Consider the following 17,281-nt stretch of genomic DNA (forward strand, 5'->3'; position numbering starts at 1 on the left):
AACCGAAAACGCAGCCCCTCGGGGCTGCGTTTTGCGTTTGGGTCAGGCCGTTTCCGGCATGAAGACCTGCCCCGACATCACAACACGCCCCTGCCCTGCGACGCGCACCCCGGTGATCGCATCGCGGGGGCCCAGCACTTCGACCTCTGCCCGCCCCGGACGGCCCATGAGGTGCCCCTGTTCGGCGACAAATCCGGGGCTATCGATCAGCCCCCGCGCCCAGAGATAGGCCGCCATCGCGCCTGTTGCCGATCCGGTGAAAGGGTCTTCAGCGGGGCTCGGCGGGGCCAATAGCAGCCGCGCATAGGTGTCGCCCGCCGCAGTTGCGCCGTCGAGTGTTACCCAAAAAGGCTCCATCATATCGCTGTCTTGCCCCAGATGAGCGTTGTAATCCGCCAGCGCCCGGGGATCGAGTTTCAGGCCTTCCAGCGCCGCGCGGCTGCGCAAGACCGTGATGCAAAAGGGCAGCCCGGTAGAGACCACCTGCGGCTGCCCGATGATATCGCCCGGTTCCAAACCACCCACGTCTGCGACGAGTTCGACAGGCACTTCGACCCCGAAAACCGGCGCGATCTGGGTCATTGCGATCTGGGCACCGCGGACCTCTATCTCCACGATACCCGCGCCCGTCTCCAGCCGCAGCGGCCCTTCACCGATCAGCTCGCGATGGCGCAGGGCCGCGACAGTGGCGATGGTCGGATGGCCGGCAAAGGGTATCTCTCGGCTGGCGAGATAGTAGTTCACCTTGAAGTCAGCGATCTCGGACGGCCCTGTAAAGGTGCATTCTACCAAAGATGTCTCACGCACATAGGCCGTGCAAATGGCATCAGGCAGCACCGCCCCGCCATGCACCACGGCACAGCCATTGCCGCCAAAGACCTGATCGGTGAAAGCATCCACCCAGTCGAAATCGAAATCCATACGCCCGCTCCCAATAACAAAAGGCCGCAGCGGACTGCGGCCTTGCATCGGGCTTAGCGTATCGTCGTGAATGTCGGCGTCAATGCACCATGACCGGGCGGTAGTCGTGCTCTCGTGCCAGTGAGAAGGCGAGCTTTTGATCGCCGACGAGCGCCAGTTGCTGCCCTTCGGCGTCATGGACCGCATAAAGAAGCTCAAGCCCTTCCGCCTGATCGCGCACTTCGCGCGGCAGATCGGCGACAGCGATGGTTTTGACATAGACCATACGGTCATTTCCGTGGGTGATTGCGTCTTGCATGATGTTACCCCTTCTTGATCTTGATGGTTTGAACCACCGTTTCAGGCTTGGCACGGGTCAGGTCGACATGCAGCAGACCATTCTCCATAACGGCTTCGCCCACATCGACCCCATCGGCCAGAACGAACGAGCGCTGAAATTGTCGCGCGGCGATCCCGCGGTGCAAAAACACCCGATCTTCGCCATCGTCAGACTGACGCCCACGGATCACGAGCTGTCTATCCTCAACTGTTATCGACAGATCCTGTTCCGAAAAACCAGCCACGGCAAGTGTGATCCGGTAGCTGTAGTCAGATGTTTGTTCGATATTGAACGGCGGATAACCTTCGTTTCCGGCTTTGGCGCTGCGTTCAAGCACCCGTTCCAATTGTTCAAACCCAAGCATATGTGGGTAAGAGGCAAGCGTTAATTTCGTCATGCGACACGTCCTTATCAGGTCAAGCGACAGTGTTTCACAGGCCCCGCAATCGGCAACCCGTTGCATTGAATATGGGGGGGCTTTCTTGCCTGCGCAAGGGCTATGCCAAATGATCTCAAGCGCTTATATTCAAGGTTCAGCTGCCCAACGGAATCACCTACCCATGAATGCCCCTACCGATCTGTCGATGAAAACGGACGAAGTGCTGCGTGTTGAACTTGAGGTCTTCCGACGGGAACATCGCGATCTAGACGACGCCATCCATGCGCTGGTCGAACGCGGCACGGGCGATCAACTGACCCTACAACGGCTGAAAAAGCGCAAACTGCGGCTCAAGGATCTTATCGCCCAGATCGAAGACCGCCTGACCCCCGATATCATCGCCTAAACCTTGATCTCTGTTGCCCGCGGCAATCATCGTTGCCACATGGGCCGGGATGGGTATAGTGCGCGCTCTGATCCACCAAGAGAAGGCCCTGCGCAATGACCACGCCCCCGGTTGGCATCATCATGGGGTCCCAGTCCGACTGGGCCACCATGCGCGAAGCAGCAACCCTGCTGGAAGAGCTTAACATCCCCTTTGAGGCGCGCATCGTATCTGCGCATCGCACGCCCGACCGGCTGTGGGACTATGGCAAAACGGCCGTCGACCGTGGCTTGCAAGTGATTATCGCGGGCGCTGGCGGTGCGGCGCATTTGCCAGGCATGATGGCCTCCAAAACCCGCGTGCCGGTGATTGGCGTGCCGGTGCAAACCAAAGCGCTCTCGGGTGTGGATTCGCTTTATTCCATCCTGCAGATGCCGCGCGGCTTTCCGGTCGCGACCATGGCCATCGGTGCCGCAGGCGCGGCCAATGCAGCCTTGATGGCGGCGGGCATCCTTGCCTTGCAAGATGCGGAACTGGCCAAGCGGTTGGACGATTGGCGCGACGCGCTTAGCGCCTCGATCCCCGAGGTGCCGCATGACTGAGCCCCTGCAAACCGGCGCCACCATTGGCATTCTGGGCGGCGGTCAACTGGGACGCATGCTCTCGGTCGCCGCCGCGCGGCTTGGCTTTCGCACCCATATCTTTGAGCCGGGCACCAACCCGCCCGCCGCCGATGTGGCCCATGCGGTGACCACCGCAGGCTATGACGACCACCCCGCGCTAGAGGCTTTCGCCCGCGCCTGTGACATCGTCACTTTCGAGTTTGAGAACATCCCGACCGAGGCGCTCGACGTGGTTGAGGCAATCACTCCGCTCCGTCCGGGCCGCGAAGCCCTGCGCATTTCCCAAGACCGGCTGACCGAGAAGACCTTCCTCGGTGACCTCGGCCTGCGGGTGGCGCCTTTTGCCGATGTGACCGATGCCCCCACGTTGAAAGCCGCCGTGGCGCAAATCGGGACGCCCGCGATCCTCAAGACCCGGCGTTTCGGCTATGACGGAAAGGGCCAAGCGCGGCTGAAAGACGATGCCGACCTCGACGATGCTTGGGCCGAGATGAACGGCGCGCCTTCCGTGCTCGAAGGGTTCGTGAACTTTAGCGCCGAGATTTCCGTCATCGCCGCGCGGAGTGCCACGGGCGAAGTCGCCTGTTTCGATCCCGGTGAGAACGTCCACCGCGATGGCATCCTGCACACCACCACCGTCCCGGCAAAGATCAGCAACGCGCAGCGCACCGATGCGGTCTTGCTCGCCGGTCGGGTGCTCAACGCGCTTGAGTATGTCGGCGTCATGGGGGTTGAGCTTTTCGTCACGCCGCAGGGGCTGATCGTGAACGAAATCGCCCCGCGGGTGCATAACTCGGGCCATTGGACCCAGAACGGCTGTGCCATCGACCAGTTCGAGCAGCACATCCGCGCCGTGGCCGGGTGGCCCTTGGGCGATGGTCAGCGCTATGCGGATGTGGTGATGACCAACCTCATCGGCGACGATATGGACCGCGTGCCAGAGCTTGCCCGCGCCCGCGACACCGCGCTGCATCTCTACGGCAAGGCCGAGGTGAAACCGGGCCGCAAGATGGGTCATGTAAACCAGATCATCCGCGCCTGAGATCAGGCGACGAAACGCTCCGCTACCGCGCCGGACATGAAGCTTACCCGCCCCGCCACGAAAGTGGCGGCGACGCGGCCCGTGGCCTTGTCCAACACAACGATATCGGCACGCTTGCCCGGCGCCAGCGTGCCACGATCGGCAAGCCCCAACACCTGCGCCGGCCCGGATGAGACCAGCGCCCATGCCCCCGCAAGGTCGAGCAGACCGCTTTGCGCCAGCATGAGGGCGGCACGGCGCGGCGAAGGGTAATGGTAGTCTGACGCCAAGGCGTGGCACAGCCCCATGCTGATCAGGTCCAGCGCCGACAGATTGCCGTTATGCGACCCGCCGCGCACCACATTGGGCGCACCCATAATCACCGCATCGCCCGCCCCATGCGCGGCCTCGGCGGCCTCCTGCGTTTCGGGGAATTCTGCCAGTGTCACACCCCGCGCCCGCCACAGGTCACGCCCCTCGGCGGTCTGATCATCATGGCTGCCCATCCTGACCCCGCGTTGCGCCAGTTCTGCGCACAGTCGATCCAAGGCCGCTGGCACCTCATCGCGCCGGGCGTGCATCTCCTGCATCTGCGCCAGATGGCTCTCGGGGCTACGCCCGGCCTTCAGCGCCTGCCCCACCAGCCGTTTCGGCATCTTACCCGCCGCCAAGCGGTCATGCGGCAGGTGATCGTTGAACACCACATAGCCCACGCCCCACTCCGCCATACGCTGCGGCAGACTGTCGTAGAGGTCGAGCATATGGGTCTCAAAGCGCAGCTGCGGGCGGATATCAGTGACCAATTCCGGCGCCGTGTCGCGGATGCCGGAAAAGACCTGATCGGCAAATTCCAGCCCCCGCAGGCCGCCCTCCCAGCTGACGAATTGGGCCAGAACAGCCGTGGTCATGCCGTTGGCCGCCAGTTCCGCCTCTGCGGCGACCAGCCCTTCGGAGAGCTGCTTCATCGCTCCGCGGCGCGGTGCCAGATGCGGCTCGAACGCATCGCCATGCAGATCGACAATCCCCGGCAGCACTTGGAAGCCAGTTAAATCAACGCTCCGCCCCACCGGGCGGTCGTTAATCACCCCCTCGGTAAAAGACAGCGGCGCGCGGCTAAGTCCTTCAGGATGCAGGACCTCTGCGTTCATCAGGTCAAGGTTTGGCATCGTCCCCTCCCAACCCCGGCAGGCACCCGCCTTCGGGGCAGCCGATCGCATTCAATACACCATCGATAAAGGTCATCGACCGGTCAAAACTGCCGGTTTTCAAAAACGCCATGGTCTGGGCGATAACGCGCGGGTTGTTCATCATGAAAGTATGGGTCACGGGCAAGACGATATGCTCTTTCATTCCCGCCACACGGGTCGACGCGACCGAAACCTTCCCGTCATCCGGACCCGGCAAAAGGCTTGAGAAATAAGGGTTTAGAGACTGTGACCCCGCGATCACGCCCAACTCAAACGGCACAGGCGGCAATTGGTTCGGGAGCGCCCCATCCCCGGTGCCGATCTCGGCCCCGGCCGGGCCATTCAACCACTCAAAGGCGGGGTTCTCGACCAATTCGTCGACCACTTCGCTGCCGTGATTGGGTGGCCCCAGCATCACCACGCGGCCGACCCGATCGGTGCCAGCCTCTGCCACCCATCTGCGCACCAGAATACCACCCATGGAATGGGTCACGAAATCAATCTGCGCGGTGCCACAAGCGGCAACCGCCTGAGGCAAGGTCTGCTTGGTCAACTCAGCGATATTGGCCTCGGTTGAGGGATAGCCGGGGCGCACCACGCGGTACCCTTCGGCGGCCAAGGCGGCTTCCATAACGGCGAAAGACATCTCGGTTCGGGCCAGCCCATGCAGCAATACAACACAGCGGCCCGCCGCCGTTTCAGCCGCCGCGGGCAAAGGAATCGCCAGCCAAATCGCGGCGATCAGCAAGGTGAGAGGTTTCATCATGCCCTCCAGATAGACTGATTGGCGGGACTGTGAAATGGTCTTGGCGCGTTACCTAACGAAAGTATGCCGATGCCCCACCCCTGCCCCCGATTGGCCGCCCGCGCTGTCTTGTTGCACGAGGACCGCCTGCTGCTGGTCAATGCCTATGCCGATAATCGGCTGGGTTTGATGTGCGCCCCCGGCGGTGGAGTAGAGGCCGGCGCCTCCCTGCCCGACAACCTGCGCCGCGAGGTTTTCGAAGAGACGGGCCTGACAATCTCGGTCGGCGCGCCCTGTCTGGTCAACGAATTCCACGACCCCAGCGGCGATTTTCATCAGGTGGATATCTATTTCAGGTGCCATATCCTCGGCCCCGCCCAGATCGCGTCAGACTGGAAGGATCACGAATCCATCGTCACCCGACATCAATGGGTCACCAAATCCGAATTGGCGCAGATTCCACACAAGCCCGACAGCCTCGGCGCGGTCGCCTTTGGTCCGGCAGAGGCGGCGATCACCTACGATCCGTTGGAGCCGATCTTGCGCTGATCGCCCAAGCAATCCCGCCCAAAACCAACGCAGTCGCGATAAGCAGCGTGAGGTTCAGCGGTTCACCCAAAAGCAGCGCGCCAGCAAGAATGGCGATAATCGGCACGCTAAGCTGCGCCACCGCCGCCGTGCCGCCGTCGATCCGGGCCAGCACTGCATACCACAATGCGTATCCAAGGCCGGAAGTTACCCCACCGCAAAGCGCGCCTAATAGAAGCCCCGCCATACTGAAATGCGCCCCTGCCAAAGCGGGCAGGATAAGCATGAAAGGCATGCAAAGCAGGAAGTTCGCCGAAGTCGCTGCCAATGGATCGCCCGATGTGCGGCCAATGATCGTATAGGCGGCCCAGCCCATCCCCGCGGCGACCATCAACCCAGCGCCCATGATATCTGTTGAACCCTGCCCATCCGGCCAAAGAACAAGCACCAATCCGGCAAAGGCCGCGGCGGCGCCTGTGATTTGCCGCGCGGTGGGGGCCGCGCCGGTCATCGCGGCGTAGGTAAACATGGTAATCTGCACGACACCAAAAAGAATAAGCGCACCGAGCCCGGCATCCAACGTTAGATAAGCGAGGCTAAAACCAATCATATAGACAGCAAGGCTGACAGCGCCGCCGATCCTGTTGCGTCGCAATAGCGGCAGCCGCCCGCCCCGTAACGCCACCATGATCCCCAAAACCAGAGCACCTGCGGCGACGCGAACGAGCGCAAAGCCCGCAGGATCAATATGCCCACCATCTACTGCCATCCGTGTTAAAATGGAGTTTGCCGCAAAAGCGCACATGGTGAGAGCGGAGAGAAGGAAAAGCTGCATGACCATTCGCTTAGCCCCCCTACCCAGCTGCGCCAAGCGCCGATTTTCTTCTTCATAGCAATTTAACTGGGTCGTGATGACAAACCCCCTCAATTTGGCCAGCGCGAACGGATGAGGCGGTACAAACAGCGCATCATCCCGACAGGTGAAACCAGATGCGTTTGCCAGGGGCATTCGAGTTTCATGTTGCACTGCCTATATTGCCCTCTCCAAACGCACCTCTACCGACGTACCGCGTTCGGCACCGGTCGAAATCAAACGGGCATGTCCGCCATAATTCCCGGCAATCTTTTGAACCAAAGCCAACCCCAACCCAGAGCCTTCCACCTCGTCCCGCGGTCGCAACGTGGTCATCGGCTTGAAAACACGCTCGTGAAATCGCGGATGAATCCCCGGCCCATCGTCTGAAACGGTCAACATCAGGGCAGACCCTCCGCGCCATGCCGCCACCGCGACCCTTCCTGAAAACTTGTCATGATGCTTGATCGCGTTTCCGATCAATGCCGAAAGGAGCGTGTGAAGGTCTGCTTCATCAATAAGAAATGAGCCGCAACCAAAGTCATGATCGATCCGGAAACCACTGGTCGGCCCAATTTCCTTTACCACAGCATCGAATTTCTCTTGGAGACTAACCTCTTGTATATTCGCCATCTTCCCTGCGCGGGAATACTGCAACAGATCGAACAGCATCCGATCCAAACGCTGCGTATGCCGCTTCATCAAAGTAATGGAACTATGCACCGAAGGACTTACCTCAAGCCCAGACTCCTCGATATCCTCGGCAATCCATTCTGGCAGTTCCAATAGCGCGCGGATGGAACCGCGCAGATCATGGCTTACCAAATGGATAAACTCCTCTGCGTCCGGCGCCGTATTTGGCTGTTTCCCCAAAGTGATTTCAACGTCGAGTGACGAATATAGCTGGGGATGGGTCATATCACTAACGCCCTACGCTTGACCGTTGGACAGAGCCCCGCACCTGCCGGATCGAAGAGTAAAGCTGCCATTACGTGATATCCCTCAGCAAACGCCGCGCATTTGGCGGATACTTTCGACGAAGGCGCGCCCATCTTTCTATTTGCCTCTCCCGCCCCGCCCGGCTGGTGATAAGCTGCCACTGCTGCGTCACACGGCTCAGGGCTATTTTCGGCGCAACCTCGCCCTGCAGCGCCCGATCCAACCCTCTTCCTAAAGCCTGAAAATACTCAGATTGCCCTTTTAGGTAGAAATCTGGAATTGCCCCGTCAAGCGACGCGCGATGTACCTTAAGAAACGATTTTGAATAAGCATCTTCTACGCCCGGATCGCTGTAGTGTTCCTTTCGGTAAGGGTCGAAAAAACCATCTGCCTGCCGAACAGCCAGTGTCGACATCTCAGGCGTGACGGCAAATAGGGCAAATAAATAGGCGAGTTCCTTCTGTGCCGATGTTGCGCTGACCACAAAGCTCCACCCCCAGTTGAAATAGGGTGTTGCAAGGAGTTCCCCCCCAACCTTCCCACCGGGCGTCGGGCCGTAAATCATCCGCCCTCTCATCAACGACCGGGGAGAATTTAGATATTTCTGCGTACCGCCCCAGCCAATATTGCAATAGACATCGCCTTTCGCGTATCGCGCCCAGTTTTCGAACAGCCCAAGGTTAGGGGTATCGGGGACGAGGCTGTCTGTAATCGCAATCAATTCTTCCAACGCCGCTACACCCGGGTCTTTCGCGATTTGCGGGGTCATATCGGGGGACAACGGCCAATACCCTTTGGCGTGAAATCGAATCCACCACTCCCACGCCAGATACCCCGGCGTGCGAAACAACAACCCGCCATACCGACCAGCTTCTGGCGCATGAAAAAAACGTATTTGCCGATCCAGCTCCGCCCAAGTCTCTGGCATAGCAAGTGGATAACCGAAGCGATCAGCATAGCGCGCCTTCTCATCCGGATCGTTAAGCATTTCGCGATGGTAGAACATCAGATAGGCGTCGCCATCTGTTTGGAAACCATAGGTCTGACCGTCAAACCTATCCCCTTCTTGGTAAAGCATAGGGTCGCGAAATCCCGCCGGCTCATAGCGTGCGGCGTAGTCATCCAAAGCGTGGATTGCCCCGGCGGCAACGAGGTCTGCCACCCCAAAGGTCGCGGGCAAGGCAACGTCATATTTCGCCTCCCCAAGTACACTATTTAGCATTAGCTCCGCGTTGATCTGATCGACATGCACCTCTTGAAGGTCGACTTTCACCCCGGTTCGCTCCGTAAACACCGCCGCGACTGGTTCAAGATTGGCACGTGACCCTTCCGGAAGCAGCACAGAGAGCGTTCTGGCATTTCCAACCAAACCCCGGGCTTGCGCGGCCACTTTTATACCAATCGTCTCCCCAAATACCGGACCGGCGATAAGCGTGCTAAGACCGGCACCCAGGCCGATAGAGAACCTTCGCCTTGTCAACCTGCGCCCGCCTAACACACTGCAATCCTCCAATCAGCGGGTGGGGGATGCCCCCCTCTCGCTTTGATGAACCCGGTTTTAGAGCCGTGGCGATTAACATTGCGTTAATTGGTCCCAGCTATTCAGTCAGCATGGTTACGATGCATCCCCCATGGTCGCTGCGGCAGTTTCTCGGCAGTCGTATCAGCACCCGCCTAAGGGCAGCGCTCCTTCTCGTGGCGGCCATTATTGGCGTTGCGGGATGGGCTGCTACGGGTCAGATGCGATCTGTGCTGGTCAGTCACGCTCATTTGAGCCAATCGGCCCTTCCTACGTTGGCTATTTCCCAGCAAATTGAGCGGTCCTTGAACGGTGTATTCCTCTCGATTGAGCAGCTTAATCAATTAGATACCTCGGTGTCGCCGGAGACGCTCGGAAAAGACATCACAACAAAAATCGACGAAACTTTGGAGCTTTTAGAAAATCTGAAGACAATGGAAATTGCGCTCCCGTTGGCAGCGCGGCTGGAGGGGCGGCTACATATGGCACGGCGTGCATCTGATGCGACAGTTTTCAGCCTTCTAGAAATGCGGCGCGCCGAGGGCCAGCTCCTCACAACGCTTGATCTTGTCGAGCAAATTCAAGAACAGAATCATATGACTATCGATGATTTAGCCTACCGGCTTTCACAGCAAACTGAGGCCCTATTAAGCGAAGCCTCTGAAAGCTCTGCGTCCGACGATGTTGCCCCAGCAAATCGCCCTTCAGGCTTTCCCGAGACGCTGTTGAGCGCAATTAATCTGAATGACATTCGGCTAAGCCTCGACACGCTTATTAACATCATCAATTCACAAGGGCTACAGAACCAACTTCTTCAACCCGAGCGCGCGCGGCTCCTTGTCGAAGAACATTTCCAAGATGCCATAACCCGATTGCCGCGCATTCATGAAGCAGCCAGTAGACGGACGCTGGCCCGCCAAATTGACGCGCTGCGCGACGTGCTGCTTGATCCCGAAAAGGGCTTCTTCGCGCATTCAGCGGCACGTCTACGGTTTTACGAAAGCGTTCAAACGCTACAAGCCGAACACCTGCCCATGATCGTGGGGATTTCCGACATATCCTCCGATCTGACTCAGAACACTTTGCGGCGGGTGGATATCGCGACAGATGAGCTGCGCGACACCATCCATCGGGTTATATGGACCGTTGGCCTCACCGTTGGAAGCGCGCTTCTCGTGATTGCCCTTACCAACGGCTTTGTTGTTGAGCGGCAGTTCAACCGTCGCATCAATCGGTTGACCGATTCCGTCACGGCTATCGCTCGGGGTGACCTTGATCACCCCGTCACCGTGCGAGGGCAGGATGAACTAGGAGAGATGGCACGTGCATTAGTTGTGTTCCGCACAACTGCGGAAGAGTTGCGGCGCTCGAACATCGAGCTCGAGAAATTCGCCTATGTGGCCGCCCACGACCTGCGCTCTCCCCTCCGTGCGGTGCATGAATTAAGCCTTTGGGTCCTTGAGGATGAGGAAAATGCGCTGAGTGCGGAAAGCCGAAGCTATTTGCTTATGTCACAACAACGGATTGATCGGCTTAACCGCCTTCTGAACGATCTTTTGGACTACGCCCGGGCGGGACAGGACCAACCTGCGCCAGAGCCGGTGCACCTTGCGCGATTGGTGGCAGACCTTGCCCGCTATAACGACACCGAGGGTCGGTTCAAAATTAGCTTTGCCGGGACAAACCAAGTCATCGATTTACAACTTACGCCGTTGCAGCAGATTTTGGGCAACCTGATCTCAAATGCAATCAAACACCATGACCGGGATCATGGCATCATCCATGTTAACGCCGAGGTAAAGCAGGACCGTGTTGTTCTAAGCGTCCGCGATGACGGGCCTGGAATAGAGCTTCGGCACCAAGCAAAGATATTTGAGCTGTTTCAAACACTTAAACCGCGTGATGAGGTTGAAGGGAGCGGCTTGGGCCTCGCCATCGTAAGCAAGCTCGCGACCCACCAAAAAGGCAAGGTCACGCTGTCCTCCGACCCCAACAAAGAGCGCGGGTCGACTTTTGTTGTGGAGCTTCCATTGGCACCACGTGCACACCGCAATCTGGCCGTGGCGGCGGCGGCGTGACCCAAGCCGAAAAGGAATATTGGATGAAAACGACGCCCGCGAAGTTTCTTATCGTAGACGATGACAAAGTCAGCGTGATGGCCATGCAACGGGCGATGCGCAAGTTGAAGATCGTCAACGAAACGGCGGTTTGTCACGACGGGCAACACGCGCTCGAATTTTTAGCGGAGGAGGTGAAGCGGCATGGGCGATTGCCGCCCTATATCGTCACACTTGACCTCAACATGCCACGCATGGGCGGGCTTGAGTTCTTGGAAGTTGTCCGAGCCGATCCGGCGTTGGAGCGGATGGTGGTTTTTGTCTTCACCACCTCCGATATGCCCACGGACGTGCAATCCGCCTATAGCAAGAATGTCGCGGGCTATATCGTGAAGGAAAACCCGTCAGAGACCTTTGCCAATGCGCTTGGCATGCTCAATGCCTATTCGCGGATCGTAGAACTGCCAGCTTGATTACCATGACAATCAGATAAAGGGCCATCGAACCCGGATAGTCACTGCCTTTAAACGGAAAGAGGCGCGCCATTGCTGGCACGCCTCGTGAACTTTAGCCAATAGGGCTGGCTTACATCATGCCGCCCATGCCGCCCATGTCGGGCATGCCGCCGCCGGCGGGTGCGCCGTCTTTGGCAGGCTTATCGGCGACCATCGCTTCGGTGGTGATCAGCAGACCAGCGATCGAAGCCGCGTCTTGCAGCGCTGTACGTACCACTTTCGCCGGGTCAATGACGCCGAACTTGAACATGTCGCCATATTCTTCGGTCTGCGCGTTGAAGCCGAACTTCAGGTCGTCGCTTTCGCGGATTTTGCCGGCAACAACCGAACCGTCCACACCAGCGTTCTCAGCGATCTGACGCAGCGGTGCTTCCAGTGCCTTGCGCACGATGGAGATACCGACGTTCTGATCGTTGTTGTCGCCTGTGAGGCCTTCCAGCTTCTTGGCGCCCTGAACCAGAGCAACACCACCGCCAACAACGATGCCTTCTTGAACAGCGGCACGTGTCGCGTTCAGGGCGTCGTCAACGCGGTCTTTGCGCTCTTTTACTTCGACTTCGGTCATGCCGCCGACGCGGATAACGGCAACACCGCCTGCCAGTTTGGCAACGCGCTCTTGCAGCTTCTCACGGTCGTAGTCGGAAGTGGTTTCTTCGATCTGGTTACGGATCTGAGCAACACGTGCTTCGATCTCGGCCTTCTCGCCTGCGCCATCAACGACAGTGGTCTCGTCTTTGGTGATCGCGACTTTCTTGGCAGAACCCAGCATGTCCATGGTCACGGACTCAAGCTTCATGCCGAGGTCTTCGGAGATCACCTGACCACCGGTCAGAACCGCGAGGTCTTGCAGCATGGCTTTGCGACGGTCACCGAAGCCCGGTGCCTTCACAGCAGCAATCTTCAGACCGCCGCGCAGTTTGTTCACGACGAGTGTCGCCAGGGCTTCGCCCTCAACGTCTTCGGCGATGATCAAAAGCGGCTTCTGGGACTGGATCACTTGCTCAAGCAGCGGAACCATCGGCTGAAGGCTCGACAGTTTCTTCTCGTGCAGCAGGATGATCGCGTCTTCCAGCTCGACAGTCATTTTGTCGGAGTTGGTGACGAAGTAGGGGCTCAGGTAGCCGCGGTCGAACTGCATGCCTTCGACGACATCGGTCTCTGTTTCCAGGCCTTTGTTCTCTTCGACGGTGATCACGCCTTCGTTGCCGACTTTCTGCATCGCGTCTGCGATCTGACGGCCGATCTCTTTTTCGCCGTTGGCGGAGATGGTGCCGACCTGTGCGACTTCGTCGCTGTCGGATACGTCACGGGCGGCCGCTTTGATCGCTTCGACGACCTTGGCAGTTGCCAGATCGATACCGCGCTTAAGGTCCATCGGGTTCATGCCAGCGGCAACAGATTTCATGCCTTCTTTGACGATGGCTTGGGCCAGAACAGTCGCGGTGGTGGTACCGTCGCCTGCTTCGTCATTGGTCCGGGAAGCAACTTCCTTGACCATCTGTGCGCCCATGTTTTCGAACTTGTCTTCCAGTTCGATTTCCTTCGCCACGGATACACCGTCTTTGGTGATGCGCGGTGCGCCGAAGGATTTGTCCAGAACCACGTTCCGGCCTTTGGGGCCGAGTGTGACTTTCACCGCGTCGGCAAGGATGTTTACACCCTTGAGCATCCGGTTACGGGCATCGGTGTCAAATTTGACGTCCTTAGCAGCCATGTTGTCTTCTCCTAAAATCTTGGATTGATGTGAGCGTCTTCAGAGGGTCGGCAAGCCGGGTGGCTTACGCGATGATCCCCATGATTTCGCTTTCTTTCATCATCAGCATTTCTTCGCCGTCGACGGTGACCTCTGTGCCGGACCATTTGCCGAACAGGATTTTGTCGCCGGGTGCGACGGCCATTTCGATCAACTCGCCGTTGTCTTTGCGTGCGCCGGTGCCCACGGCAACGACTTCACCTTCGGAAGGCTTTTCTTTGGCGGAATCAGGAATGATCAACCCGCCGGCGGTTTTTTCTTCGCTTTCGGTACGCTTTACCAGCACACGGTCATGAAGCGGTTTCAATGCCATCTTTGCAGCTCCTTAAGGCTCAAAGTTACTCTTCCAAGCCACCCCCTCCGGGCGAGGGGTGCAGCCGTTAGCACTCAACCCTTGTGAGTGATAACGATGCATAGCTAAGCAGCAGTCTGCGTTCTGTCAACAACGGCTTCGAAAAATTTTTCGGGGCCGGGAACTGTTAATCAGCACCCAAAACACAGCCCGCTGTGGCCACCGCTTCGGCCCCCGTTGGCGTTAGTCCGTATATGCCTTTGTCGACCTTTTCAAACCAACCGTAGTGGTCATCCCGCATCATGCGGGTTGCCGCCGAGACACCGGTTGCGCGGGCCACATGCGCGCCTTTGCTTGCGCCGGCTTCGAACAGATAGACCGCGATTTTCAACGCATCCTGACGGTAGGCGGTCACCAGCCCCGCGCGGGTCTGGCCGCCGTCGTTCGGATCCCCCTGCCGCCGGGCGAATTCGCGCAAAAGCATCGCCGCCCGTTTGGCATTCTTGCGCGGCGCATAGGGGCCGGGATCGCAATGCACCTCGACCAACCCATCCGACAGCCGCACGGTAATCAGCCCCAACCCCAGCCGCCGCGCCAGCGTGACGTTGTCCTTCACCGCCTTGGCAAAGCGTTTGCCCGGTTGCCGCGCAACGGCGAGGTAGACATCATCCGACACCTTCAGCCGCGCCAGACACTGATGGAACAGCGCCAGCGAAAAGCCGAGCTTCAGCTCAACCACCACCGGCGGCTCGGCCCCGCGCAGGGCCACCACATCTGCCGCGCCGACTTCGGCCTTCACCACATAGCCCTGATCCTCAAGGAAAGCCTTGATCGGCGGGTAAAGATCTGTTTCGCGCGGGTTGCTCATGGCGCGCAACTTGCCCCATCGCGCGGCGCTATGCAAAGGGGCCGCGCGGCCTTAGACTGACGCGATGACCCGCGACGAATTCAACGCCTTCTGCGCCGCCCTGCCCCGAACAACCCATGTCGTTCAATGGGGCAATGCGGACGTCTGGAAGGTGGGCGGCAAGGTCTTTGCCATCTGCGGCTGGGCCGAGGATGCGCCCGCTTTTACTTTCAAGGTGACTGAACTGGGGTTTGAGGTGCTCTCCGACAGCTCCGGTTTGCGGCCCGCGCCCTATCTGGCCTCGCGCGGGCTTAAGTGGATACAGCATTACGCCGCGCCGGGGCTGAGCGATGACAGCCTGCGCGACCACATTCGCGCCTCTTATGACATGATCGTCGCCGCGCTCTCCAAAAAGAAGCGCGCGGAACTGGGGCTTTAGCCCCCGGCGCGCAATGCCGCATTGCAGCAGGCGCAGGTGACAAGCCAATTGAACCTGTTATAAGGCCCGCAAATCCACCCGAACAGACAGGACCACCCCATGACAACGCTTGTTTTTGGCCACAAATCCCCCGACACCGACAGCACCGGCAGCCCGATCGTATGGGCTTGGTATCTCAATGAGATCAAAGGCATCCCCGCCAAACCCGTTCTGCTGGGCGAGCCGAACACAGAAGCATTGTTCATGCTCGACAAATGGGACCTTGATAAGCCGGAAATCCTGACCGCGCTTGATGCCGACACCAAGGTTGTCATCGTCGACACCAACAACCCCGCCGAACTGCCCGACAACATCAATGACGCCGACATCACCGGCATCATCGACCACCACCGTCTGGTGGCCGGGCTGGAAACACGTGGCCCGATTGAGATCAACATCCAGCCGCTTGCCTGCACGGCAACCATCATGTTCAAGATGATCGGCAAAGACTGGGCGCAAGCCCCGCGCGGCGTCAAAGCGGCTGCCTTGTCATGCATCCTGTCGGACACGCTGGAATTCCGCAGCCCGACCACCACGCAAGAAGACCGCGCGATTGCCGAAGATATCGCGCGCGATTTAGGCGTCGACATCAGCGAATACGCGGCCGAAATGTTCGCGGCGAAATCTGATGTGTCGTCCTTTAGCGAGGCCGAACTGCTGCGCATGGACAGCAAGGAATTCGACCTCGATGGCACCAACCTGCGCGTGAGCGTGCTGGAAACCACCTCCCCCGCACCGCTGCTGGAGCGCAAGGACGCGCTGATGGCTGAGATGCCGAAAGTGGCCGAGGCCGACGGTGCCGCGCAGGTGCTCTTGTTCATCGTCGACATCCTGAAAGAAGAGGCGACGCTGCTGGTGCCCAACGACATGGTTAAACATATCGCCGAGCAGAGCTTTGGCGCTGAGGTCTCCGGCGACACCGTCGTGCTGCCCGGCGTGATGAGCCGCAAAAAGCAGATCATCCCCAACCTCAAGATGTAAGCCAATCGGGCGGGCCAAGTGCCCGCCCTCGCTTTTTGAAAGGCCGCCCCATGACCCGCATTATCTCTGCCCTGCCGCAAGTTTCCGATCAATACGACGCGCTTTTTGTCGATCTTTGGGGCTGCGTTCACGACGGGCGCAAGGCGCTGCCCGATGCGGTGGCGGCCTTGCAGGCCTATCGCAAGACCGGCGGTAAGGTCGTGCTGGTCACCAACTCCCCCCGTCCGCGCACGGGCGTGGAAAAACAGTTGCAGCAGTTTGGCGTGCCGGAAGACGCATGGGACAGCATCGCCACCTCGGGCGATTCCGCGCGCTCTGCCATGTTCCGCGGTGCTGTGGGCGAAAAGGTCTGGTTCATCGGCCACCCCGGTGAGCGCAAGTTTTTCGAGCCGCTGGCGATCCTTGAAAACCCGGTAAATGTAGAAACCGTTCCGCTGGCCGAAGCAGACGGCATCGTCTGCACCGGCCCGGTCGACCCGATGGCCGACCCCGAGATCATGCGCCCCGAGTTCGAACAGGCCATCGCCCGCGGGCTGAAACTGCTATGCGCCAACCCCGATATCGTCGTGGACCGGGGCGAAGTGCGCGAATGGTGCGCCGGGGCACTGGGCGCGCTCTATACCGAGATGGGCGGCGAGAGCCTCTATTTCGGCAAACCGCATGGCCCGATCTACGATCTCGCCCGCCGTCGCCTTGCCGCCCTTGAGGTCGACATCCCCGACAATCGCATCCTCGCCATCGGTGACGGCATCCTGACGGACGTCAAAGGCGCGATGGACGAAGGCATCGATTCGCTGTTCATCACCGGAGGGCTGGCCGCCGCGGAAACTGCCACCACCGAGCAACCCGACGAAGACAAGCTCCGCGCCTATCTCGATCGCGAAGCCTCAGCCCCGACCTATGCCATCGGATTCCTGCGCTAACCCAGAAAAGGGCTTG

20 protein-coding genes are annotated in these 17,281 nt (G+C 59.3%); 9 read left to right on the top strand and 11 right to left on the bottom strand.

From position 1 onward, the window contains the following. Nucleotides 1-42: 42 nt before the first annotated feature. From K3758_RS13835 to K3758_RS13845, 3 genes are all read right to left on the bottom strand, one after another. Nucleotides 43-921, bottom strand: a complete 879-nt coding sequence (locus K3758_RS13835; RefSeq protein WP_259945975.1) for a PhzF family phenazine biosynthesis protein — start codon at nucleotides 919-921, stop codon at nucleotides 43-45. Nucleotides 922-1,000: 79 nt separating this feature from the next. Then, nucleotides 1,001-1,219 (bottom strand): DUF1150 family protein, encoded by a 219-nt coding sequence (locus K3758_RS13840; RefSeq protein ID WP_007119022.1) that lies wholly within the window; start codon nucleotides 1,217-1,219, stop codon nucleotides 1,001-1,003. 4 nt (nucleotides 1,220-1,223) lie between these two features. Further along, nucleotides 1,224-1,637, bottom strand: coding sequence for an Hsp20 family protein (locus K3758_RS13845; RefSeq protein ID WP_067267324.1), 414 nt, complete (start codon nucleotides 1,635-1,637; stop codon nucleotides 1,224-1,226). Nucleotides 1,638-1,800: 163 nt separating this feature from the next. On the opposite strand from K3758_RS13845, the gene K3758_RS13850 reads away from it, so the two are divergent. From K3758_RS13850 to K3758_RS13860, 3 genes are all read left to right on the top strand, one after another. After that, the gene (locus K3758_RS13850; protein ID WP_067267347.1) at nucleotides 1,801-2,025 is read left to right on the top strand and encodes a YdcH family protein; all 225 of its coding nucleotides are present in this window, start codon (nucleotides 1,801-1,803) and stop codon (nucleotides 2,023-2,025) included. Nucleotides 2,026-2,120: 95 nt separating this feature from the next. After that, nucleotides 2,121-2,606, top strand: coding sequence for a 5-(carboxyamino)imidazole ribonucleotide mutase (gene purE / locus K3758_RS13855; protein ID WP_201721935.1), 486 nt, complete (start codon nucleotides 2,121-2,123; stop codon nucleotides 2,604-2,606). After that, nucleotides 2,599-3,669: a 5-(carboxyamino)imidazole ribonucleotide synthase gene (locus K3758_RS13860; protein ID WP_259945982.1), complete on the top strand. Its 1,071-nt coding sequence runs from the start codon at nucleotides 2,599-2,601 to the stop codon at nucleotides 3,667-3,669. Before purE ends, K3758_RS13860 begins: the two co-directional genes overlap by 8 nt. Nucleotides 3,670-3,671: 2 nt before the next feature. Here K3758_RS13860 and K3758_RS13865 read toward each other — a convergent pair whose 3' ends face one another. Both K3758_RS13865 and K3758_RS13870 read right to left on the bottom strand, forming a co-directional pair. Further along, the gene (locus tag K3758_RS13865) at nucleotides 3,672-4,814 is read right to left on the bottom strand and encodes an alpha-D-ribose 1-methylphosphonate 5-triphosphate diphosphatase (RefSeq protein ID WP_259945985.1); all 1,143 of its coding nucleotides are present in this window, start codon (nucleotides 4,812-4,814) and stop codon (nucleotides 3,672-3,674) included. Further along, nucleotides 4,801-5,601: an alpha/beta fold hydrolase gene (locus K3758_RS13870; RefSeq protein ID WP_259945987.1), complete on the bottom strand. Its 801-nt coding sequence runs from the start codon at nucleotides 5,599-5,601 to the stop codon at nucleotides 4,801-4,803. The genes K3758_RS13865 and K3758_RS13870 overlap by 14 nt, the downstream gene beginning before the upstream one ends. A 63-nt stretch (nucleotides 5,602-5,664) precedes the next feature. Between K3758_RS13870 and K3758_RS13875 the strand changes: the two genes are divergently transcribed. After that, entirely contained in the window at nucleotides 5,665-6,129 is a 465-nt protein-coding gene (locus K3758_RS13875) for an NUDIX domain-containing protein (protein WP_259945991.1), read from the top strand. Here the strand turns inward: K3758_RS13875 and K3758_RS13880 are convergent. The 3 genes from K3758_RS13880 to K3758_RS13890 all read right to left on the bottom strand — a co-directional run bounded on the left by K3758_RS13880 (nucleotide 6,095) and on the right by K3758_RS13890 (nucleotide 9,290). Then, a complete protein-coding gene (locus tag K3758_RS13880; RefSeq protein WP_259945993.1) occupies nucleotides 6,095-6,943 on the bottom strand; it encodes a DMT family transporter in 849 nt (282 codons plus the stop codon). The two genes, K3758_RS13875 and K3758_RS13880, sit on opposite strands and share 35 nt — an antisense overlap. 195 nt (nucleotides 6,944-7,138) lie before the next feature. Then, nucleotides 7,139-7,879, bottom strand: a complete 741-nt coding sequence (locus K3758_RS13885) for an ATP-binding protein (RefSeq protein ID WP_259945995.1) — start codon at nucleotides 7,877-7,879, stop codon at nucleotides 7,139-7,141. A 70-nt stretch (nucleotides 7,880-7,949) separates the two neighbouring features. Beyond that, nucleotides 7,950-9,290: an extracellular solute-binding protein gene (locus K3758_RS13890; protein ID WP_409202632.1), complete on the bottom strand. Its 1,341-nt coding sequence runs from the start codon at nucleotides 9,288-9,290 to the stop codon at nucleotides 7,950-7,952. 305 nt (nucleotides 9,291-9,595) lie between these two features. Here K3758_RS13890 and K3758_RS13895 point away from each other — a divergent pair, with 305 nt between their 5' ends. After that, nucleotides 9,596-11,497 (top strand): ATP-binding protein, encoded by a 1,902-nt coding sequence (locus K3758_RS13895; protein ID WP_259945997.1) that lies wholly within the window; start codon nucleotides 9,596-9,598, stop codon nucleotides 11,495-11,497. Between the two features lie 23 nt (nucleotides 11,498-11,520). Then, nucleotides 11,521-11,949, top strand: coding sequence for a response regulator (locus K3758_RS13900; RefSeq protein ID WP_067629591.1), 429 nt, complete (start codon nucleotides 11,521-11,523; stop codon nucleotides 11,947-11,949). A gap of 112 nt (nucleotides 11,950-12,061) precedes the next feature. Here K3758_RS13900 and groL read toward each other — a convergent pair whose 3' ends face one another. From groL to K3758_RS13915, 3 genes are all read right to left on the bottom strand, one after another. Then, nucleotides 12,062-13,705, bottom strand: a complete 1,644-nt coding sequence (gene groL, locus K3758_RS13905) for a chaperonin GroEL (protein WP_259946002.1) — start codon at nucleotides 13,703-13,705, stop codon at nucleotides 12,062-12,064. Between the two features lie 64 nt (nucleotides 13,706-13,769). Further along, nucleotides 13,770-14,057: a co-chaperone GroES gene (gene groES, locus K3758_RS13910; RefSeq protein ID WP_259946005.1), complete on the bottom strand. Its 288-nt coding sequence runs from the start codon at nucleotides 14,055-14,057 to the stop codon at nucleotides 13,770-13,772. A gap of 166 nt (nucleotides 14,058-14,223) precedes the next feature. Further along, complete coding sequence (locus tag K3758_RS13915; protein ID WP_259946008.1) at nucleotides 14,224-14,904, bottom strand: DUF2161 domain-containing phosphodiesterase; 681 nt, start codon at nucleotides 14,902-14,904, stop codon at nucleotides 14,224-14,226. Nucleotides 14,905-14,968: 64 nt separating this feature from the next. Between K3758_RS13915 and K3758_RS13920 the strand changes: the two genes are divergently transcribed. From K3758_RS13920 to K3758_RS13930, 3 genes are all read left to right on the top strand, one after another. Then, nucleotides 14,969-15,322: an MmcQ/YjbR family DNA-binding protein gene (locus K3758_RS13920; RefSeq protein WP_259946010.1), complete on the top strand. Its 354-nt coding sequence runs from the start codon at nucleotides 14,969-14,971 to the stop codon at nucleotides 15,320-15,322. A 99-nt stretch (nucleotides 15,323-15,421) separates the two neighbouring features. Next, nucleotides 15,422-16,342 carry a manganese-dependent inorganic pyrophosphatase gene (locus tag K3758_RS13925; protein ID WP_259946012.1) on the top strand — a complete coding sequence of 307 codons (921 nt, stop codon included), beginning with the start codon at nucleotides 15,422-15,424 and terminating at the stop codon, nucleotides 16,340-16,342. Nucleotides 16,343-16,392: 50 nt separating this feature from the next. Then, nucleotides 16,393-17,265 carry a TIGR01459 family HAD-type hydrolase gene (locus tag K3758_RS13930; protein WP_259946014.1) on the top strand — a complete coding sequence of 291 codons (873 nt, stop codon included), beginning with the start codon at nucleotides 16,393-16,395 and terminating at the stop codon, nucleotides 17,263-17,265. Nucleotides 17,266-17,281: the final 16 nt, after the last annotated feature.

Origin of the sequence: Sulfitobacter sp. W002, from assembly GCF_025142135.1 — a bacterium.
In the GTDB taxonomy this organism is placed as follows: Bacteria; Pseudomonadota; Alphaproteobacteria; order Rhodobacterales; family Rhodobacteraceae; genus Sulfitobacter; species Sulfitobacter profundi.